Genomic DNA, 20,982 nt, shown 5'->3' with positions numbered 1-20,982 from the left:
CCGGAGATGACAGATGAATGTCGTCGACATTTCACGGTGGCAGTTCGGTATCACGACCGTCTATCACTTCGTCTTCGTACCGCTCACCATCGGACTGGCCCCGCTGCTCGCCGTGATGCAGACGGCATGGGTGATCACCGACAACGTCGCCTGGTATCGCCTCACCAAGTTCTTCGGCAAGTTGTTCCTGATCAACTTCGCCATCGGCGTGGCGACCGGGATCGTGCAGGAATTCCAGTTCGGCATGAATTGGAGCGAGTACTCCCGGTTCGTCGGCGACATCTTCGGAGCACCGCTGGCCATGGAGGGCCTGGCCGCCTTCTTCTTCGAATCGACCTTCATCGGCCTATGGATCTTCGGCTGGAGCCGACTGCCGCGGCTGGTTCACCTAGCGTGCATTTGGATCGTCGCGATCGGGGTCAACGTCTCCGCATTTTTCATCATCGCGGCGAACTCCTTCATGCAGCACCCGGTGGGCGCGCACTTCAACCCTTCGACCCACCGCGCCGAGCTGACCAGCATCGGCGCCCTGCTCACCAATAACACTGCGCTGGCGGCGTTTACCCACACCGTCCTCGGCGCGCTGCTGACCGCCGCGACGTTCGTCGCCGCCGTCAGCGCGTGGTGGCTGGTCCGCTCGCACCGCGTTGAGGCCCCAGCCGACGCGGCCGAAGCGTCCGAACCTCCTGCCCCGACCATGTTTCGTCCGGCGACCATCTTGGGCTGTGGGGTGGCGTTGGCCGCCACGGCCGGTTTGTTCTTCACTGGTGATCACCAGGGCAAGCTGATGTTCCAGCAGCAGCCGATGAAGATGGCGTCGGCGGAATCGTTGTGCGACACCGAAACCGATCCCTATTTCTCGGTCTTGACCGTCGGTCGACAGAACAATTGCGATCACCTCAGCCGCGTGATCCAGGTGCCTTACGTGCTGCCGATCCTGGCCGAAGGCAAAGCGACGGACGTCACGCTGCAGGGCGTGCGCAATCTTCAGCAGCAGTATCAACAGCGCTTCGGGCCGAACGACTACCGGCCCAACTTGTTCGTCACCTATTGGTCGTTTCGCGCCATGATCGGATTGCTCGCAATCCCGGTGCTTTTCGCGTTGTCCGCCTTGTGGCTCACCCGCGGCGGGCGGATCCCGAATCAGCGGTGGTTCGCCTGGTTCGCGCTGCTGACCATTCCGGCTCCATTCCTGGCCAACAGCGCCGGCTGGGTGTTCACCGAGATGGGCCGTCAGCCTTGGATCGTGGTGCCGAATCCAACGGGTGATCAGCAGGTGCGACTCACCGTCGCCGAAGGCGTCTCCAACCACGCGTCCGGAGTGGTCATCACTTCCCTGACGGTGTTCACGCTGGTCTACGGGGTGCTGGCGGTCGTCTGGTTCTTCCTGCTCAAGCGCTACGTGGTCGAAGGACCGCTGGAACACGACGCCGAACCGGCCCCTGCCCGTACACCGGACGAGGACGAGGTGGCGCCGTTGTCGTTCGCGTACTGAACGGAGCCAACCGATGGGGAAAGGAGCTCATTGATGGGACTACAAGAGCTGTGGTTCGGTCTCATCGCGTTGCTGTTCCTCGGCTTCTTCTTCCTCGAAGGGTTCGACTTCGGCGTCGGCATGTTGATGGAACCGCTGGCCCGTTGGGGACACGGCGATCCGGAAATCCACCGGCGCACAGCGCTGAACACCATCGGCCCGATCTGGGACGCCAACGAGGTTTGGCTGATCACTGCCGGCGCAGCCATGTTCGCGGCATTTCCCGGGTGGTATGCCACCGTCTTCTCCACGCTGTACCTGCCGCTGCTGGCCATCCTTTTCGGCATGATCCTGCGCGTCGTTTCCATCGAATGGCGCGGCAAGATCGACGACACGAAATGGCGCGGCTGGGCCGACTTCGGCATCGCCGCCGGGTCTTGGCTGCCCGCTGTGCTGTGGGGGGTGGCGTTCGCGATTCTCGTGCGCGGGTTGCCGGTTGACGCGAAAGGCCAGATCCACCCGTCCATCGGCGACGTGCTGAACGCCTACACGCTGCTGGGCGGATTCGCCACGGCCGGCCTGTTCCTGCTTTATGGCGCGGTGTTCCTCGCATTGAAGACGTCCGGCGCCATCCGCGATGATGCCTACCGGATCGCGGTGTGGCTGACGATTCCCGTGACGGGACTGGTTGCGGGGTTTGGGGTTTGGACGCAGTTGGAGCACGGTAAGGGCTGGACCTGGGCGGTGCTCGCGGTCGCCGTGCTGGCACAGTTGGGCGCGGTAATCCTGGTGTGGCGGCGCGCATCCGACGGCTGGGCTTTCGTCTGCACCGCCCTGGTGGTGGTCGCCGTCGTGGCGTTGTTGTTCGGCTCGTTGTATCCCGATTTGGTGCCCTCGACGCTGAACGACGAGTGGGGCGTGACGATCTACAACGCCTCGTCAACCCCCTACACCCTCAAGATCATGACCTGGGTGACCGGGATCATGGCCCCACTGACGGTCGTCTACCAGGCGTGGACGTATTGGGTCTTCCGGCAACGGATCTCGGCTGAGCGGATACCCGCGTCGATCGGCCTGTCGAGGCGCCCGTCCTGAGCGCCGGCCATTCGTTGTCCACTTCGAAGAACCGGGGTCCCGTGGACCCGCGCCTGTGGCGGGCGTCAACCGCGTTGCGCCGCTACCTGGCCGCCGCGGTGGCGTGCGGAGTGCTGATCTCCGGGTGCGCCGTCGGCTCGGCGGTGGTCCTGGCGAGCATCGTCGCCGGGGTCGTCAGCAATCCCGGTGCCCACAGCGTGCACGAGCGGCTGGGCCCCCTGTCAATCCTGTTGCTGCTATGGGTAATTCGGGCCGCGACGAACTGGCTTCAGGCGCGGCTGGGCCAACGCGGCGCCAGCGCGGTGATCGCCGATCTCAACGGTCAGGTGCTGGCGGCGGTGACCGCCCGCGAGCCCAGACGACTGGCAACCGAGCGTGACGCCGCCGCGGTGGTGGTCACCCGCGGCCTGGACGGTTTGCGTCCGTACTTCACCGGTTACCTGCCCACCCTCCTGCTCGCGGCGATCCTGACCCCGGCCACCGTCGGGGTGATCGCACTTTACGACCTGAAATCCACCGCGATCGTGGCGATCACGCTGCCGCTGATCCCGGTGTTCATGGTGCTGATCGGGTTGGCGACGGCCGAAAGATCGGCCGCCGCGTTGGCGGCCATGACGACGCTGCAGGCGCGATTGCTGGACCTTATTGCCGGCATTCCGACGTTGCGGGCGCTGGGACGCACGTCCGGACCGGAACACCGCATCGCCGAACTCGCCGCCGCACACCGGCGCTCGGCGATGGCAACGCTGCGCATCGCATTCCTGTCGGCCCTGGTGCTCGAATTGCTGGCCACGCTGGGAGTGGCTCTGGTGGCGGTGAGTATCGGTCTTCGCCTGGTGTTCGGTGAGATGACGCTGACTGCCGGTCTGACGGTCCTGCTGCTGGCCCCGGACGTCTACTGGCCGCTGCGCCGCATAGGTGCGGAGTTCCACGCCGCCCAAGACGGTAGAGCCGCGGCCGACAAGGCCTTCGCGCTCATCGGCGAGCCAACCGGGCCGTCGGCGGCCCGGCAGACTGTCGATGCCCGCGGCGCGGTGATCCGCATCGAAAACCTCAGCGTCGCAGGCCGCGACGGCTGTGCGCCGCGCGACCTGACCGCGCTGATCGAGCCCGCTCAGGTGACCGTGCTGACCGGGCGAAACGGCGCCGGCAAGAGCACCACGCTGCAGACGATCGCGGGGCTCACCGTGCCATCATCGGGCCGGGTTACCGTGGCCGGCGTGGACGTGACCGACCTGGCGCCTGAGGCGTGGTGGCGTCAGTTGTCCTGGCTGCCACAGCGCCCCGTCCTGATTCCGGGAACCGTGCGTGCGAATCTGCTTCTGTTAGGCGCTCTGGACGACCTGGAAAGCGCCTGCGCTGCAGTCGGATTCGACAAGGTGCTGGCCGAGCTGCCCGACGGGTTGGACACCATGCTGGGCCGCGGCGGCGTGGGCTTGTCGTTGGGTCAGCGGCAACGACTGGGTCTGGCCCGGGCGCTCGGATCGCCGGCCTCGGTGCTGCTGTTGGACGAACCGACCGCGCATCTGGATGCCGACGCCGAGGACAGGGTGCTGCGGACCATCGCCGAGCGTGCCCGCGCCGGTGCGACCGTCGTGGTCGTCGGCCATCGGCAGCCAGTTGTCGCCATCGGCGACCAGGTTATCGAGGTCACCGCGGATACTCGGGACAGCAAGGTGCGTTATGCGCCAATCTGAACCGCTCCTGGCCGCGATAAGCCTGCTGCGCCCACGCGTCCCCCGCGTTCTGGCGGCCATTGCACTCGGCGTGCTGTCGCTGGGCAGTGCCCTGGCGCTGGCCGGGGTTTCGGCCTGGTTGATCACGCGGGCTTGGCAGATGCCGCCCGTGCTGGACCTGTCCGTTGCGGTCGTAGCCGTGCGGACATTCGCGATATCGCGGGGTGTGCTGCACTATTGCGAGCGACTGGCCACTCACCACACCGCGCTGCGCGCGGCCGGCACTGCCCGCGCGCAGGTCTATCACCGGCTGGCTCACGGCCCCGCGGCGACAGCGGTCCGACTGCACAGCGGTGAGCTGGTGGCACGCGTCGGCGCTGACGTCGACGAATTGGCCGACGTGCTGGTGCGTGCCCTGGTGCCCATCGGGGTCGCTGGGGTCCTGGCGCTGGCGGCGACGGCGGTGGTCGGAGCGATTTCGCTGCCGGCCGCGGCGGTGCTGGCGATCTGCCTGCTGGTCGCCGGCGGTGTCGCGCCCTGGTTTGCCGGCCGGGCCGCGGCATCCCAGGAAGAGGTTGCCCGGCAACATCATTCAGAACGCGACACCTCGGCGATGATCGCGCTCGAGCATGCGCCCGAACTTCGGGTCGCCGGTGCGCTGCCGCAGGTCATCGCCGAGTCCCGGCGGCGCCAACGCGCCTGGGGCGCCGCCCTGGACGCCGCGGCACGGCCGGCAGCTATCGCCGAGGCGATGCCGACCGCTGCAATTGGCGCCAGCGTGCTCGGCGCGGTGATCGCTGGAATCGGGATGGCGGGCGCTGTCGCACCGACCACGCTTGCGGTCTTGATGTTGTTGCCGCTGTCGGCTTTCGAGGCGACGGCTGCCCTCCCGGCGGCCGCCGTCCAGCTGACGCGATCGCGGATCGCGGCCGCTCGACTGCTCGATTTGGCCCCGCCGATTCCCACTCCCCAGGCCCCGGAGTCGGTCCCCGCCATACCAATCGACACCGGCCGGTTGACCGCCGACGTGTGTTCCGGGCACCCGGATGGACAAGGCGCCGCCCGGGTGACGCTCGACTTGCCGCCGGGCGCACGGATGGCCGTCACCGGCGCCAGCGGTTCCGGCAAAACCACGCTGCTGATGACACTCGCCGGACTGCTGCCGCCGCTGCATGGGCAGGTCGCGCTGGACGGAACCGACGTGAGCCAGTATGACGAGGCTGAATTACCGAGGGCAGTAGCATTTTTCGCCGAGGATGCGCACATCTTCGCCACCACCGTGCGAGACAACTTGCTGGTGGCCTGCGGGGATCGTCGCGACGACGAACTGGAGGCAACGCTGACGGCGGTCGGCCTCGGCGAATGGCTCACCGGCCTGCCCGAGGGTCTGTCAACGGTGTTGACCGGTGGCGCGCAGGCGGTCTCGGCCGGTCAGCGCAGGCGATTGCTACTGGCCCGCGCGGTAATCTCACCCGCCCGGATCGTCCTGCTCGACGAGCCGACCGAGCACCTCGACCCGACCGACGCCGGCCCGATCCTTCGCGAGCTGCTGAGTCCGAATTCCGGCCTCATGACTGCGGACAGAACCGTCGTCGTCGCAACTCACCACCTGCCCAACGACATTCGGTGTCCCAAGGTGTCCATCAACTCGGCGGAGTAGCCCTTCACAGGTGTCGCCGACGCGGCGTGAATTCCAGCGACAGCAGGACCAGCAGCAGCGGAACCAGTTGGGTCAGCGTCACCAGCGCATAACGCCGGGCGTCCAGCGCGTGGAACTTGCGAACATATCGGTACAGCGACTCGAGTGCGATCAACGGGTCCAGGAAGTGGATCAACCGGTAGAAGATCCGCTGCAGCCTGCTGCGATTCTTGTCCTCAAAGATCTCCGGGAAGGCGGCGAAGGCAAGGGATACCCGTTGCGCGCCTTCTTCTTTGGCCGCTTCGATCATGTCTATGCTGAGGCGCTCGTCGATTCCGTTCGGGGCACCGCGACGACGCCACGGCACGTCCAGGCTGATTTCGCTGCCGCCGCCGGCGGTCGCATACCGATGGAAACCCTGAACCCGCCCGGCGGCGTCCCTGGCGATGATCAGCCGTATTCCCGGGAAGCGGCCCTCCAATACACCGTCCAGGTTCATATAGAACCCGCGGTCGGTGTGGGCTCCGCTGGGTGAGGCCCGCACCACGTCTGTCAACTCGGCCAACTGTTTGTCCTCGAGTTCCTGCTCCGACACGATCTCCGTAGTGATGCCGGCATTGTGGGTGCGCTGTACGGCTTGACGCAGATTTCGGAACTTGCGGCCGACCATGTCGAAATTGGCGACGTCGACCACGACGTCACAGCCAATCGGTATGGGCCGCAACGATTGTCCGATCACCGCTTTGTCGGTCCACAGCCCCAGCCGCCGCTCGCTGCATCCGACCACGGCGATCCGCCAGCCGTGGGTATGGCACATGGCTGCGAAGTCGGCGACCAATCCAGGGAATTGGGCCTCATCACCAATCGGGTCACCGCCGACGACCGCGAATCCCATCCGCGTCCGGTATGCCAGCGCAGCAGTTTCGGCGGCGTTGAAGTGGTAGCTCTTGCCCGTCTGCATCGCGAACGGCGCCAACGGATCCGCGGTGGTGGCGTCGATCAATTTCCACGCCCGCCCCAAATCTCCAGGCATGGGGCGCGAGGACGTCGCCCACATCAAGACCATCCCCGAGCCGGCGATCAACACGTCACCGAGGAGGTCGAACGCCAGCACATGCGCGCCCAGGCCCGCTAGCAGTACCAGCGCTGCCACAGTGGCGTGCATGGCGGTCACCGGTCGTCCCAGGAAGATGCCGCGGGCGATGAACGTCACCGCAACCAGAACCGTCAGTGACCAGCCCAGCCGGCCCGCGTAGTGCCATTCCGGGTGGTCGTAATGGCGGGCGAGGATCACCACCAGCCAACACGTCGCGCATATCAGCGCCGATGCACCCGTCCAACGGGCGACTCGGGAGTCGACGTGAACGACGACACGTTCGCGCGCGCGAACCTTCGGTACCAGATCTACCGCCGGCCCGTTCACGCTTACCTCCCGATGCGCTGTCCGTCAGCTGAGCGGCACACCTGCCGCCTGTTCCATCGACTACCCGGCTACCAACAAAATACGCCGATCGCCGTCGTCGCTGAGCCCATTCCGAACGGCTGCCCGGCAGGGCCCACAACCGGACTATCGGCGCGCGGCCGGGAAATATTTCAGGACACCTTCCTGCACTACGGTGGCGATCAGCTGCCCGGAACGATCGAAGAAATGCCCGGTCCCGAGCCCGCGCGAATCCGCGGCCACCGGCGACGACGTCGAATACAAGACCCAGTCGCCGAAATGGACGGGGCGGTGAAACCACACCGAGTGGTTGGCCGACGCCGCGAAGATGCGATCGAATCCCCACGACAGCCCGTGCGTGGTGATGACCGAATCCAGCACGGTGGTGTCCGAGGAATACAGCATTGTCGCGGTATGCAGCACGGGATCGTCGGGCATCGTGCCCAAAGCTTTGAGCCAAACCCGGTTGTGGGCAAGCCGATCACCCTTCTCGCGCATCACCCATGCTGGGTCGTTGGTGTAGCGCCATTCGATCGGCTGAAGAGCGTTGACGAAGTGTGGGACGGTTTCTTCGTAGCCGCGCAGCAACTCGCCGATCGGCGGCAGCGTGTGCGGGTCGGGCACCTCCGGCGGATCGACGGCATGCTCGAGCCCACGGCCGCCGGACATGTAGGAGATCATCGCCGAGGACAGCAACGTCCCGTCCTGTACCGCGTCGACTCGCCGGTTGGCGAAGCGCCGCTCATCCCGCAGGCGGACAACCTGGAATTCAATGTCCTTTGCGGTATCACCACCGTTGATGAAGTGCACCGAGACGGCGCTGGGCGGCAGGTCGTCACGGGTCAGGCTGCGAGTGCCGGCAACAAAGGACTGCGCCACCAACAGCCCGCCGAATGTGCGCATCGGGTTCTTGCTGGGATGGGATCCGATGAACCGGTCGTCAGCGACGCGCTTGAGATCCAGTACGGCCAGCAGTTCGTCGAAGTCGGACACGCTTCACCATACTTGCCCGGCTCTCCCCCTCGCGCCGTCGGCGCTGGGGGTGCCCCCACCTCAGGCCGCTACGCGGCCTGCATCGTCGCCAGGCTAGACGTCGTCCTCGCCGATCCGGTGCACATGGATCAGGTTGGTCGAACCTACTGTCCCGGGCGGCGCGCCGGCCACGATCACCACCAGGTCGCCGCGCTTGTAGCGGCCGAGAGCCAGCAAAGACTTGTCGACTTGGCGGATCATGCCGTCGGTGGAGCTCATTTTCGGGACGATGAACGTCTCGGTTCCCCAGGTCATAGCGAGCTGACTGCGCACTTCGGGCCAGGCAGTGAAGGCCAGCAGCGGCAAGGGCGTGTGCAGACGGGCCAACCGGCGCACGGTATCGCCGGACTGAGTGAACGCAACCAGCGCCTTGGCGTCGAGCCGCTCCCCGATGTCGCGCGCGGCGTAGGAGATCACTCCCCGCTTGGTACGCGGCACATGCGTCAAAGGCGGTGCGGCCGTGGAGTTTTCCTCGACGGCGCAGACGATGCGCGACATGGTCCGGACAGCCGCCAGCGGGTACTTTCCCACCGAGGTTTCCCCGGACAACATCAGCGCATCGGCCCCGTCCAGCACCGCGTTTGCAACGTCGGATGCCTCGGCGCGGGTGGGCCGCGAGTTCTCGATCATCGAGTCCAGCATCTGGGTCGCGACGATGACCGGTTTCGCGTTCTCCCTGGCCATCTGGATGGCCCGCTTCTGCACCAACGGCACCTCTTCAAGCGGCAGTTCGACGCCCAGATCGCCGCGGGCAACCATGATGGCGTCGAAGGCCAGCACGATGGCTTCCAGATTGTCGATGGCTTCCGGCTTTTCCAGCTTCGCGATTACCGGCACCCGGCGCCCCACCCGGTCCATCACCTCATGGACCAGCTCCACATCAGACGGCGAGCGGACGAAGGAAAGGGCGACGAGGTCGACGCCGAGTTCCAGCGCGAAGGTGAGATCCTCGATGTCTTTCTCCGACAGAGCTGGAGCGGTCACGTTCATCCCCGGCAGCGACAAACCCTTGTTGTTGCTGACCGGACCGCCTTCGGTGACCGTGCAGATGACGTCGTCGCCGTCGATTCCCGAAACCACCAGGCCGACCTTGCCGTCGTCGACCAGAACCCGGTCGCCCACAACGGCGTCCATGGCGAGTCTCTTATAGGTCGTCGATACCCGGTCGTGGGTGCCTTCGCACTCCGCGACGGTGATCCGAACCGATTCACCGTCCGCCCAATAAGTGGGCCCGGTGGCGAAGCGTCCCAACCTGATCTTGGGGCCTTGCAGGTCGGCGAGCACCCCGACGGCACGGCCGGTGGTATCGGAGGCAGCCCGCACCCGCTCGTAAACCACTTTGTGGTCGGCGTAGTCGCCGTGACTGAAGTTCATTCGGGCGACGTCCATTCCGGCCTCCACCAGCGCCTGAAGCGCCTCCTCCGATTGGGAGGCAGGGCCAAGGGTGCAGACGATCTTCCCGCGTCGCGTCACGCCGAATCAGCATAGTCGCGCTCTCCTGCCATTGGGGTCAGTCGATGAGCATGCGCGCTTGGTAACCGGTCGGGATGGTTCAAGCACGGCTCACGTGGCGGCTAGGCGGCGTGTAGGTCGATCAGTTTGATTGTGATGGCGGTTTCGATTTCGCTGAGGTCGATTTTGGGACTGGGTAGTGGTGGGGCGGTGGATCGGTAGTGTGCGCCGGTGGGTGTGACGAATTCGGCGGTGTGGGTGTGGTTTTCGGTGCTGGTACTGACGTGCCAGCCGGGGGCTTCTTTGGTGTAGTTGCAGCGTTCGCACAACCCGAGCCCGTTGTCGGCGGTGGTGGGTCCGCCGTGGGCCCGGGGCTGGGCGTGGTCGCGGTGCCGGATCGGGGCGTCGCAGTAGGGGGTGCGACACCGCTGGTCGCGTAGCTCGATGAAGCGGGCCAGGCCGCGGGGAAAGCACCGCGCCCGGGATTCCATCGCGACCAACGCCCCGCTGCGTGGAGTGGCATACAGCCGGCGCAGGGTGGCCCGTGAGCGCCGGTCGGTGGCAGCGGCGGCGATCATCGCCCGGGCCACTGCGGCCGGGATGGGACCATAGCCGCTCAGGTGGGCCGGGGTGCTGGCGCCGCCGAATAGGGTCTCATCGGTAAGCGCCAAGTTGACCGCGACCGGGGCCGGCACCTCGGCGGGCACGCCGGTGATGCGTTCGACCAAAGTGTCGGCCATCACCTGTCCGCGCGAGCGCCCATCGAAGGTGGTGTCAGCGGCGCGGCGCAACGCCGCATAGACACCAACGCCCTGGGCGACCGGCAGCAGGGCGGTCACATAGCTCATGGTGTCGGGGGCCGGGCGGATGCTGACCGTGCGGTCGGCCTCGGCCTTGGCGGCCCGCTCGACCACCGCGTGCGGGTCCAGCCGGTAGGCGATGGCCTTGGCGGCGGCGGCGATGCGCGCGTCCCCCACACCGTCGAGGTTGGCAGGGTCTGCGCACAACTCGGTGTCCAAAGCACGGCGATCGTCGACATCCAGGCAGGCCGACTCGCGCACAATCAGCGTCGCACGCCACTCGGACAGCATCCCGGATTCCAGCGCGGCCAAAGTGTGGGGCATCTCGTGCACCAAGGCCTTGGCGAAGCCTAGATGCCGATTGCCCCGCGCCGGGGAGTCGCGCCGGGCCAGCGCGATCTCACTGGCCACCCCACGCCCGCGCCGGGCGGCCGGTATCCCGGCGTCGGCCTCGGCGGCGCGGCGGGTGGCATCCAGCGCGGCGGCCGCACGCGCCTGCCCGGCGGCTGCCGCCGACTTGACTCGCTCGAGTTCGGCGATACGCGCGATCAACACGGCTTGATCCTCCGCGGGGGCCACCACCGCCAATGGTTCGAACATGTGTTCGACAGTACACGACTCTACTGACTCAAACTTTTTGGCAGGGTCGCCGCGTTCAATGAAAGGCGACATTGCGGAAAGGGCATGGGTGCGATGGCCAGGTCACGGCGAACGAAGATTCCGGCGGAGGAGAAGACCCGCATCGTGTTGTCGGTGCTGGCTGGAGAGATGACCTGCGCTGAGGCGGCCCGACGTGTCGGCGTCAGCTCAGTGGTGGTGACCAAATGGAAACATCAGTTCTTGGCGGCTGGCGCCGAGCGTCTCGAAGAGGTGCCCAGCGGGCCTGCCGGCAAAGCCGGTTCCCCCGAGCTGCGGCGACTGCGGATGGAAAACGAGCAACTCAAACTGGCTTTGGCCGAAGCTACCGTGCAACTGCGGATCTGGCAGCGCGGCGCGGCGTTTGCCGATCAGGTCCCTTCGCCGACCTCGAAGCCCTAAGAGAGGCAGCCGGGCTGCCGGTTTCGAGGTTCTGCGTGCTAGCTGGCATCCCCGAACGGACCTACCGGCGCCGACGGGCCTGGCTGCGCGGCGGCCAGCCCGCCAAGGGGCCGTGGCCGGCCCCGGTCGTGGATGCGCTGGAGGCCTTAGCCGCCAAATACGCCGCGGCCTGGCCGGCCTGGGGATATCGCAAGATCGCCGCCATGATGCGCGCCGATGGCCACCAGGTCACCAACTCCTCGGTGCAACGCGCGTTACGGCGTCGCGGCCTATTGCTGCCGCAAGGCTTTCGGGCTGACCGCAAATCCTGGGCGGTGCTGCGGCGCAGAGTGTTTCGCGACCCACCCACCCAACGCAACCGGGTCTGGCAGATCGACTTTTCGGAATTCGAAACCACCAACGGCGGCATCTGGCGCATCTGCGCGGTGATTGATTACGCCACCAAGTACTGCCTGGCCATCACCGTCACCCCCACCGCACGTGGTGCTGATGCTCTGCACTGCCTGCAGCTGGCCATCAGCGAAGCCCAACACCTGCTCGACCTCGATGACCTTCGTCACGACCGCGGTGTCATGGACATCATCGACGCCGAAGAAAACGTCATCGGCCAGGCCCCGGCCCCCATCGCCGTGGTCTCTGACAACGGCCCCTGCTTTCGCGGGCAAACCTTCCAAAGCGCCTTCACCGGTGATGATGCACTGCTACGCCACGTGCGCACCCGCATCAAATCACCGCAGACCAACGGCGTCATCGAGCGCTTCTTCGGCACCCTCAAATACGAGCACCTCTTCCGCGGCTACATCGGCGACGGTAATGCCCTCGACATGGAGGCTCACCGATTCCGCACCATCTACAACACCATCCGACCACACCAAGCCCTCAACGACCGCACCCCCAAACAGGCCTACCTCGACCAGCAAAACCTGCCAATTTCTTGACTCAAGACAACACGAGGTGTGACATGATGCGGCGAGCGTCCTGATTTCGCCGTTAGAACAGAGCTCCCCTTCGTGCAGTGACGCGGAAGACTTCTGCCTCCTCATCAAGACCCTTCAAGTGGCGAACACCGAGGCTTTCAAAGCGCAGCCCCGAGCCTGCTGAGAGGTCGCGCACCGTACGACTGGTGAGAACCTCGTCGGCGCCGGCCATCGCGCCTATCCGGGCACCGATGTGCACCGCCGTACCGCTCCACTCGTGGCCGCGTCGTTCGCATTCGCCGGTGTGCACGCCGGCACGGATGCGGATGCCGCGGGTGGCAAGCGCGGGAACCAAGTCCAAAGCACAGCGAGCTGCCTTGGTTGGTCCGTCGAAATGCGCGAAGATGCCGTCGCCGGTGTGCTTCGCACGTCGGCCGCCGTACTTGGCCAGCAGCGCGTCAACCAGCTCGTCATGAGCGTCGAGTTGATGACACCATCGGTCGTCGCCGCCAGCCCGGACTTGCTCGCTGCTGCCGACGATGTCGGTGAACAACACGGTCATCAGCACCCGCTCGTTCACCGCAGTGGCGGTGTCACCGCAGACAAAGGCCAGAGTCTGGGCGGCGAGCGAGTCGTCGATGTCGAAGGCCGCATGCGCGCCCGGCGGCAGCGCCCGAAACACCGCCCCGGGAATGGCGGCTGCCAACGCCCGCGACGAGTCGATCGGGACCATCCGATCACCCGGTCGAGACAGCACCAGGGTGGGCGTCCGAACCGACTGCAGGATTGCTCCGACGTCAATCTCACCCAACGATCGCCAAAGCTTTTGCGCGATAGTCGGACTCGCGCATGCGCGTTCCATTCTGCCGAGCATCTCGCGAACGCCGGGCGCATCCGCGTGGTCGCCGAGCAGCGCCTTTGCCAGGAAGCCCTCGCCCCAATGCTCGTCGATAACGGCAACGCCCGCCTCGATTTGGCTTGCCGGCAAGCCCCAGGGGAAATGCGGCGGCTCACGCACAAACCGCGCCGCGGTGCCGTAGAGCACCATGGACCGCACACGCTCGGGATAGGTTGCGGCGAACAGGATGCTCATCGGCCCGCCCTCGGAGATGCCAAGGAGTGCCGCACGGTCCGCATCCACGGCGTCGAGCACCGCAATCAAGTCGTCCATGCGTTCATCGAGCGGCGGAATGCGAGTTACCGGATCGGAGAGTCCTGTCCCGCGCTTGTCCCAGACGACTAAGCGCGTCTTACGGGCGAGGTTCGCAACCAGAGGAGCGAACGGTGTCGTCGGATCGTCGTACAGGTCGACGTTACTCACCCAGCCCGGGACCCAGACCAGCGTTGGGTCGCCTTCGCCGAAGACTCGATAGGCGAGACGGACATCCCCATTCCGCGCATACCGCACGCGCCCGTCGCTCATTCGGCTCGCCCTCGCTCTGCTCTCCGGGATCGGCACACCCTGGCCCTCACCGAGTCGCCCGCCCAACCGCCAGCGGGTGAACGATCATTGGCATGCCGCGCCACACGGCGTCGTCGGCCGCGACCTTGAAGCCGCAGGCGCGCATCAACTCGAGGGTCGGGCGGTTGCAGCGGCAGCCGCCGGCGAAATGGCGCCACGGTTCGTCCAGCTTGTCCTGCGAGGCCGCGAGGAACCGCGAGCTCGCGCGCACGTGTTCGATGAACAGCAACTGCCCATCCGGACGGAGCACACGCGCGATCTCGCGGAGTGCCCCTTCCGGGTCATCGACGGTGCATAGCACGAGCGTGGAGACGACGGTGTCAACTGACGCATCGGCCAGCGGTAGATGTTCCGCGGACGCGTCGATGATCCGTGCGGCGCGCCCATGTCGCTGTAGGCGACGCGTGAGCCTTCGGCGCATCGCCGCAACGGGCTCGGTGATCACGAGTTCGGCGATTCCATCCGGATAGTGGGCGACGTTGAGCCCGGTCCCGGCGCCGATCTCGACAACGCGCCCGCGCGCGTTGCCCAAGAGAGCGCGTCGCCGGCCCCGCATACCCGCGATCTCGCCCAGCCAACAAAACGGGTCGTACAGAATTGCGAGAATCCGCAGCCATGCTTGGGACGGCGGAGTCGTCTGGAGTTCGGTGCTGGCGATATTTGTCACGACGCGAACGTACGGATGGCCGCATCGCGCGCACATCGCTCAGCGCGGCCATCTTTCGCAGATGGCCCTTTTCGGCTATCTCAAAGCAATCCGAGACGCGCAGCCTCGGCGACCGCGGCCGTGCGTGAGGTGCGACCCAGCTTGGTGCGGATGTTCGCGACATGGCGGTGAACGGTGTGCGGACTCAGCACAAGCTGCACCGCGATCTCGCGATCGCTCAGACCCCGCGCGACACAGGCAAGGATTTCACGCTCGCGAGTGGAGAGCAGATTGGGCTCGTGCTCGCCCGCATCCGGTGGCGGCTCAGGTGCCAGCGATTCGCGGCACGCGCGGACGACGGAATCGACGTCGCCGTGCCAGGGAAAGTGCGCGCTCCCTTGCAGCGGGATGAGTGTCGCGCCTGGAATCGCAGCCGCGACCTCACGGCCCAGCCAGTACGGCACGGCGCGGTCGTCGCGACGATGCACGACCAACGCCGGCCGGCGGACGAGCGGAACATACGCGCGAACGTCGAGGCGATAGACGAGACCCAGCAATTCGGCGGCGGTCTCGGCGGTCGCAGCCTCCCGCTGGAATCGCGCAAAACGTTCGTGCTCCGCAGAGTCGGCGCCACCGAGGAAAATGTTGCTGAGTAGGCGCGAGCCGAGTCCCCAATGTGCACGCACCGTCGCCAAGATCGCGGTCGCCACGCCCGGAGCGGTAATCGCCGTGCCATCGGCGTATGACCCGTAAAGCACGAGGCGGTCGACTCGCTCGGGAAACCTTGCGGCAAAGGCGATTGCGGTGCAGCTTCCACACGAGCCGCCGAGCAGCGACACGCGGTCCAACCCAAGCTCGTCGATGAGTGCACGCAGCGTCATGACTTCCCCGTCGATGCTCAGATCCGGCTCTCGCACCGTGCGGTCCGACATGCCGACACCCAGCCGGTCATAGCGGATCAGCGTGTATTTGTCGGCGACGCCTTCCCAGAACCGCCGAAATCCCGCGCTCTGCCAGTCGAGCTCGAGGTGGCTCACCCACCACGCCGGAGCCACAAGTGGCGGACCGTCCCCACGCACCTCGTAGGCCACACGGCGACCGTCGAGGGCAAGGAACCGGATCTCGGACTTCTCGAGCATCGCAACGAGCCTACGGCGGCCGCCTGAGCAGGAAAAGGACAGCGGCCGTGCAGTAAATCTCGTCCACCTGTGCCAGCCCGGCTTGCGTTGGGCTTGGGGACTGGCGGTCGCCCGCTAATGGGACTCCTCAGCCGCCGAGGATGGTCGGGACCAACGGGAAGCCGGGAATGTTGCGCAGCACCGTCCACGCGATCATCAAAACGATGACCGTCGCCGTGGCCGGGACCGGCAGCACCGACCGGCCCTGGCGGCGCCGCAGCACGATCCACCCGACCAGCAGCGGGATGCCGACCAGAGCGAAGACGTTGTCGTTGATGCTGGCGGCGAGATCGCCGTGTAGCAGGTCGTGCACCATCCGAAGGCCACCACACAAGGGACAATTCCAGCCGGTCAGCAACTTGAACGGACACAGTGGATAGACCGAAGACGGTTTGTGTGGGTCGACCAAGCCGATGTAACCGAGCACGCCGGCCAGCAGCACGCCCGAACCGATTGCGCTGTAGCGACGGCCACGATGTTTGTGCTCTGAGCATTCGCCGTTGCACGCCTGAAACCGGAGCTCTCCGGGACTACGCCGCGACGGACTGGTCACCGCTTCAGCATGCCAGACCAGGCCGGCTTGCTGGCGACCGAAAGGTGTCCTCGTCGGCGCTATCGGCCCGAGCGCGACCTCAAGTTGCGCATTCGTTGCCGCCACCGCTCTCTGGCCGAGCCAGGTGTACCCGACGTCGGCGGCGGGGAGCTCGGAGCTGCCCTGTCCTCGTCGTCCTCGTCGGCCTTCTCAACAGCGGGCGCTTCTGAGTCGGCTTCGGTTGAGTCGACTTCGGTGTCCGGCTTCTCGTCAGCTTCGGCTTCCTCGACGAAGTCCTCCGCTTTGTCGACCGGTTCTTCAGCCGCCTCCGATTCGGGATGCTCCTCCTCGGCCTCTGGCTCGACGGGTTCGGACTCGGCGGCTTCCACCTCCGGCACTTCGGTTTCCGGCTCGGCCTCCTCGACTTCGGCCTCGGAGTACTCAGCTTCAGGCTCGAGCTCGGCGGCTTCCACCTCCGACTCTCCGGTTTCTGGCTCGGCCTGTTCGGCTTCGGCCTCGGACCCCTCAGCTTCTGGCTCGAGCTCGGCTGCTTCCACCTCCGCCTCATCGATTTCCGGCTCGGCCTCTTCGACTTCTGGCTCGGCCTCTTCGACTTCGGGTTCGGCGCCTTTGAGTGCTTCCGGCTCTGCTGCAACGACCTCTGCAACTTCAGGCTCCGCGACTTCAGGCTCCGCGACTTCAGGCTCCGCGACTTCAGGCTCCGCGACTTCAGGCTCTGCAACTTGCGGCTCAGCGGCTTCAGGCTCTACTTCGTCCGGCTCTGCGGGCCCCGGCTCGACGACATCCGGTCCTGCGGCTTCAGGCTCGCGCTCCACACTTCGTGCCTTCTGCCTCCGCGACCGAAGCCTGCGCAACCACCCGCCAACTTCAGGTTCAGCAGCAGCAGCCGCTGCCACTTCAGGGGGTGCCTCCTCGTCCGCGACGACCTCTTCGGCCTCAGGCTCGGCGGCCCGAACCTCTTCGACCTGTGCGCCTTTGGCAGCCGCGGCCTCTGCGACCGTAGCCTCCCCCGCCTCCGCGACTTCAGTCTGCGCAGGCCCCGGCTCTGCAACGCCAGCATCGGCAACTTCTGATTCGAGGACTTCAGGCTCGGTGGCCTCAGGCTCACCAACTTCAGGCTCGGTGGCCTCAGGCTCACCAACTTCAGGCTCGGCGGCGTCCGGTTCGAGGACGTCAGGCTCGGCGGGCTCAGGCTCCACGGATTCCGGCTCGGCGGCTTCTGCCTGCGCAACTTCCGGCTCCGCGGCCTCAACACTTTGGGCCTGCCGTCGCGACCGAAGCCTGCGCAGCCAACCACCCATTTCAGGCTGCGCGACCGCTGCCTCTGCGACTTCAGGCTCTACCACCTCAGGCGCGGTCTGGGCAACCTCTGCGACCTCAGGCGTCGTGGCCGCCTGGGCCTGCGGCTCGATAGCCTCCGGCTCGATGACCTCAGCCTCGGCCGCCGCGGCCGACCCGGTCTCCGCGACTTCGGGCTCCGCACCTTCCTCGGACTTCGCCACTTCGGAAAAATCAACCAGCTTGTCGTCTTCTCCTGGACCCGCTGGCGCTGCGATGGTCGGCACCGCGTCCGCCGAAACAGGCGTCGGCTCGGCTACCGGCTCAGGTTCTGGTGCCTTCTCGGCGACCGGCCCGGTGCCCCGCAGAATCGCAGGCTCTTCACGGCCCTTGGTCGCCAGAATGATGTAGACCACGGCTCCGATGAACACAAACGTCGATGTGAACGAATTGATCCGGATCCCGGCGATGTGTGTGGCGGCGTCGTCGCGAAGCAGCTCCACCCAGAACCGGCCAGCGCAGTACAGGGCGATGTAGAGCGCGAACAGTCGTCCATGGCTGAGGGTGAACCGCCGGTCCAGGTAAATCAGTGCCACGAATACCAGGACGTTCCAAATCAATTCGTACAGGAACGTGGGCTGCACGACGAACGCCAGTTGCCCGGTCGAGACGCCGTCAAGCGAATGAACATCGACGAATCCCGCAGGATCACGCCGGTAAAAGATCTCCAGACCCCACGGCAGCGTCGTCTCACGACCGTAGAGCTCTTGGTTGAAGTAATTCCCCAATCGGCCTATCGCTTGCGCCAGAACGACGCCGGGGGCAACCGCGTCGAGCATGGACGGAAATGGAATGTTGCGACGCCGGCAAGCGATCCAGCCGCCGAGAACACCGAGAGCTATCGCCCCCCAGATGCCTAAGCCGCCATCCCAGATACGCAGTGCCGCAAGGAATCCCGCGCCGCCCGGAGCAAAATATGTCCGCCAGTCCGTAGCCAGGTGATACAGGCGACCGCCGATCAGGCCGAAAGGCACCACCCACAACGCGATGTCGTAGACCACTCCGCGTTGCCCGCCTCGCGCTGCCCAACGCCGGTCGCTGATCAGCAGCGCGACGACGATGCCGATGATGATGAACAACGCATAGGCCCGAATGGGTAGTGGCCCAATGTGCCATACCCCACGCGGCGGGCTGGGGAAATATGCGAGCCACGTCGTCATGCGGACATCCTTTGCCGCACACCGGTGGCGAGTTCGCCCGTCAGTGCACGCAACCTCGGCAAACCGTCGGTCAGCGCCGACACCAACGCAGAACCGACGATGACGCCGTCGGCATAGCCGCCGATCTGTGCGGCTTGCTTCCCCGAGCGAACCCCCAGGCCGACGCCAACAGGTATGTCAGACACTGCTTTCACCCTCCCCACCAGCTCCGGTGCGGCATCCGACACCGCATCGCGTGCACCGGTCACGCCCATCGTCGATGCCGCGTAGACAAATCCACGTGACGCCTCGACGGTGCTCGCCAGACGTTGGGCCGTGGACGACGGTGCCACCAAGAAGATTCGATCCAGCCGGTGCTCGTCGGATGCCGCCAGCCACTGTTGCGCCTCATCGGGGATGAGGTCCGGCGTGATGATTCCGGACCCACCTGCCGCGGCCAGATCGCGCGCGAACGCGTCAACCCCGTAACGCAGCACCGGATTCCAGTACGTCATCACCACCGCTCGCCCACCGGCCTTATTGATCGCCTCGACCGCACTCAGCGTGTCCCGGACCCGGACTCCTCCGCGCAGCGCGGCCTCGGTGGCCCGCTGGATGGTGGGTCCGTCCATACCCGGGTCCGAATACGGCACTCCGACTTCGACAATGTCGCAACCAGATTCGACAAGGGCAGTCATAGCGTCCAGCGACGTTGGCACATCGGGAAATCCGGTGGGAAGGTAACCGATCAGCGCCGCGCGATTGTCCTGACGGCATGACCGGAAAACCGGTCCGAGCCTGCTTGTTTCGCTCTGCCCGACGGTCATTAGGTCGAATCCGATTGCTTGTCCAGCAGGCCGAACCATTTCGCGGCGGTCTCGACGTCCTTATCGCCGCGACCAGAAAGGTTCACCACGATCACCGCGCCCTTGCCCAACTCTGCGCCAAGTTCGAGGGCACCGGCCACCGCGTGAGCGGATTCGATGGCGGGGATGATGCCTTCTGCGCGACACAACAGCCGGAACGCTTCCATTGCCTCGGCATCGGTGATGGGCCGGTACTCGGCACGTCCGGTCTCCCTCAACCAGGCGTGTTCGGGACCCACCCCGGGATAATCCAAACCCGCTGAGATCGAATGGGATTCGATGGTCTGACCGTCGTCGTCCTGCAGTAGGTAGGAGAACGATCCCTGAAATGCTCCCGGCGAGCCACCGGTGAATGTCGCTGCGTGCCGACCAGTCTCGACGCCATCGCCGGCCGCCTCGAATCCGACCAGCCGCACGCCGGGGTCGTCGAGAAACGCGTGAAAGATCCCGATGGCGTTGGATCCCCCACCGACGCAGGCTGTCACGGCATCGGGCAACCTGCCGGTCTGTTCCTGGATCTGCGCGCGTGTCTCCAGCCCGATGATGCGCTGGAAATCACGCACCATGGTCGGGAAGGGATGCGGGCCGGCGGCAGTGCCGAAGCAGTAATACGTGTTGTGGGCGTTGGTAACCCAATCCCGGAACGCCTCGTTGATCGCATCTTTGAGCGTTTGCGACCCGGTCTCCACCGAGACGACCTCGGCGCCGAGCAGTCGCATCCGTGCGACATTCAGCGCCTGCCGAGCGGTGTCGACGGCGCCCATGTAGACAATGCAGTCCAGACCGAGCAACGCGCATGCGGTGGCCGTGGCCACCCCGTGTTGGCCTGCCCCGGTCTCGGCGATCACCCGGGTCTTGCCCATTCTGCGCGCCAGCAATGCCTGCCCGAGAACATTGTTGATTTTGTGAGAACCGGTGTGATTCAAGTCTTCTCGCTTGAGGAAGATGCGTGCCGAGCCAGCGTGCTCGCTCAGGCGCGTCGCCTCATACAGCGGCGAGGGCCTACCGGCGTAGTTCGACTGCAACTTGTCCAGGGTATCGAGGAAGTCCTGGTTGACGCGCTCCTTCTCGTAGGCGGTGGTGACCTCCTCGATCACCGCCATCAAGGCCTCGGGCACGTACCGACCACCCCATCCGGAGCCGCCGAAATGTCCGCCCGAATCCGGGTCGTAGCGCGTGGATTCGGCAATAGCAGCGCTGGTGCGTGGAAGACCCGGGCGGGAAAGATCTGACATC

At 65.9% G+C, this 20,982-nt stretch carries 16 protein-coding genes and 1 pseudogene; 6 read left to right on the top strand and 11 right to left on the bottom strand.

What is annotated here, in order from left to right; genetic code table 11:
* The first annotated feature begins 13 nt into the window (after window positions 1-13).
* The 4 genes and pseudogenes from A9W99_RS25445 to cydC all read left to right on the top strand — a co-directional run bounded on the left by A9W99_RS25445 (window position 14) and on the right by cydC (window position 5,997).
* A complete protein-coding gene (locus tag A9W99_RS25445; protein WP_067385134.1) occupies window positions 14-1,495 on the top strand; it encodes a cytochrome ubiquinol oxidase subunit I in 1,482 nt (493 codons plus the stop codon).
* Window positions 1,496-1,528: 33 nt separating this feature from the next.
* Entirely contained in the window at window positions 1,529-2,569 is a 1,041-nt protein-coding gene (gene cydB, locus A9W99_RS25440; protein WP_067385131.1) for a cytochrome d ubiquinol oxidase subunit II, read from the top strand.
* A gap of 74 nt (window positions 2,570-2,643) precedes the next feature.
* Window positions 2,644-4,266, top strand: a complete 1,623-nt coding sequence (gene cydD, locus A9W99_RS25435) for a thiol reductant ABC exporter subunit CydD (protein ID WP_067385292.1) — start codon at window positions 2,644-2,646, stop codon at window positions 4,264-4,266.
* Window positions 4,253-5,997: pseudogene (gene cydC, locus A9W99_RS25430) on the top strand (thiol reductant ABC exporter subunit CydC). The gene cydD and the pseudogene cydC overlap by 14 nt, the downstream one beginning before the upstream one ends.
* Here cydC and A9W99_RS27525 read toward each other — a convergent pair.
* The 4 genes from A9W99_RS27525 to A9W99_RS25410 all read right to left on the bottom strand — a co-directional run bounded on the left by A9W99_RS27525 (window position 5,910) and on the right by A9W99_RS25410 (window position 11,209).
* On the bottom strand, window positions 5,910-7,307 hold the full coding sequence (locus A9W99_RS27525; protein ID WP_067385125.1) for a bifunctional lysylphosphatidylglycerol flippase/synthetase MprF: 1,398 nt from the start codon (window positions 7,305-7,307) through the stop codon (window positions 5,910-5,912). The pseudogene cydC and the gene A9W99_RS27525 overlap by 88 nt on opposite strands.
* A 144-nt stretch (window positions 7,308-7,451) precedes the next feature.
* Window positions 7,452-8,318, bottom strand: a complete 867-nt coding sequence (locus A9W99_RS25420; RefSeq protein ID WP_067385123.1) for an acyl-CoA thioesterase II — start codon at window positions 8,316-8,318, stop codon at window positions 7,452-7,454.
* Window positions 8,319-8,411: 93 nt separating this feature from the next.
* The gene (gene pyk, locus A9W99_RS25415) at window positions 8,412-9,830 is read right to left on the bottom strand and encodes a pyruvate kinase (RefSeq protein WP_067385120.1); all 1,419 of its coding nucleotides are present in this window, start codon (window positions 9,828-9,830) and stop codon (window positions 8,412-8,414) included.
* A 101-nt stretch (window positions 9,831-9,931) separates the two neighbouring features.
* Window positions 9,932-11,209 (bottom strand): DUF222 domain-containing protein, encoded by a 1,278-nt coding sequence (locus A9W99_RS25410; RefSeq protein ID WP_067385116.1) that lies wholly within the window; start codon window positions 11,207-11,209, stop codon window positions 9,932-9,934.
* Window positions 11,210-11,302: 93 nt separating this feature from the next.
* On the opposite strand from A9W99_RS25410, the gene A9W99_RS25405 reads away from it, so the two are divergent.
* Window positions 11,303-11,647, top strand: coding sequence for a transposase (locus A9W99_RS25405; protein ID WP_067385290.1), 345 nt, complete (start codon window positions 11,303-11,305; stop codon window positions 11,645-11,647).
* Window positions 11,648-11,682: 35 nt separating this feature from the next.
* On the top strand, window positions 11,683-12,585 hold the full coding sequence (locus tag A9W99_RS25400; RefSeq protein ID WP_156623280.1) for an integrase core domain-containing protein: 903 nt from the start codon (window positions 11,683-11,685) through the stop codon (window positions 12,583-12,585).
* Window positions 12,586-12,637: 52 nt separating this feature from the next.
* Here the strand turns inward: A9W99_RS25400 and A9W99_RS25395 are convergent, their stop codons facing one another.
* The 7 genes from A9W99_RS25395 to trpB all read right to left on the bottom strand — a co-directional run bounded on the left by A9W99_RS25395 (window position 12,638) and on the right by trpB (window position 20,981).
* Window positions 12,638-13,987, bottom strand: a complete 1,350-nt coding sequence (locus A9W99_RS25395; RefSeq protein ID WP_067385114.1) for an adenylate/guanylate cyclase domain-containing protein — start codon at window positions 13,985-13,987, stop codon at window positions 12,638-12,640.
* A gap of 46 nt (window positions 13,988-14,033) precedes the next feature.
* Window positions 14,034-14,693: a class I SAM-dependent methyltransferase gene (locus A9W99_RS25390; protein ID WP_253870415.1), complete on the bottom strand. Its 660-nt coding sequence runs from the start codon at window positions 14,691-14,693 to the stop codon at window positions 14,034-14,036.
* 80 nt (window positions 14,694-14,773) lie between these two features.
* Window positions 14,774-15,811: an alpha/beta fold hydrolase gene (locus A9W99_RS25385; RefSeq protein ID WP_067385111.1), complete on the bottom strand. Its 1,038-nt coding sequence runs from the start codon at window positions 15,809-15,811 to the stop codon at window positions 14,774-14,776.
* A gap of 127 nt (window positions 15,812-15,938) precedes the next feature.
* Window positions 15,939-16,292, bottom strand: a complete 354-nt coding sequence (locus A9W99_RS25380; RefSeq protein WP_082930211.1) for a DUF2752 domain-containing protein — start codon at window positions 16,290-16,292, stop codon at window positions 15,939-15,941.
* Between the two features lie 170 nt (window positions 16,293-16,462).
* A complete protein-coding gene (lgt, locus tag A9W99_RS25375) occupies window positions 16,463-18,901 on the bottom strand; it encodes a prolipoprotein diacylglyceryl transferase (RefSeq protein ID WP_082930210.1) in 2,439 nt (812 codons plus the stop codon).
* Window positions 18,898-19,707, bottom strand: a complete 810-nt coding sequence (gene trpA / locus A9W99_RS25370) for a tryptophan synthase subunit alpha (RefSeq protein WP_067385104.1) — start codon at window positions 19,705-19,707, stop codon at window positions 18,898-18,900. Before trpA ends, lgt begins: the two co-directional genes overlap by 4 nt.
* Window positions 19,707-20,981, bottom strand: a complete 1,275-nt coding sequence (gene trpB, locus A9W99_RS25365) for a tryptophan synthase subunit beta (protein WP_067385101.1) — start codon at window positions 20,979-20,981, stop codon at window positions 19,707-19,709. The genes trpA and trpB overlap by 1 nt, the downstream gene beginning before the upstream one ends.
* Window position 20,982: the final 1 nt, after the last annotated feature.

This window comes from Mycobacterium sp. 1164966.3 (assembly GCF_001665395.1).
Taxonomy (GTDB): Bacteria; Actinomycetota; Actinomycetes; order Mycobacteriales; family Mycobacteriaceae; genus Mycobacterium.
The sequence above is the reverse complement of the archived record's forward strand: the minus strand, read 5'-3'. Positions and strand labels throughout refer to the sequence as shown.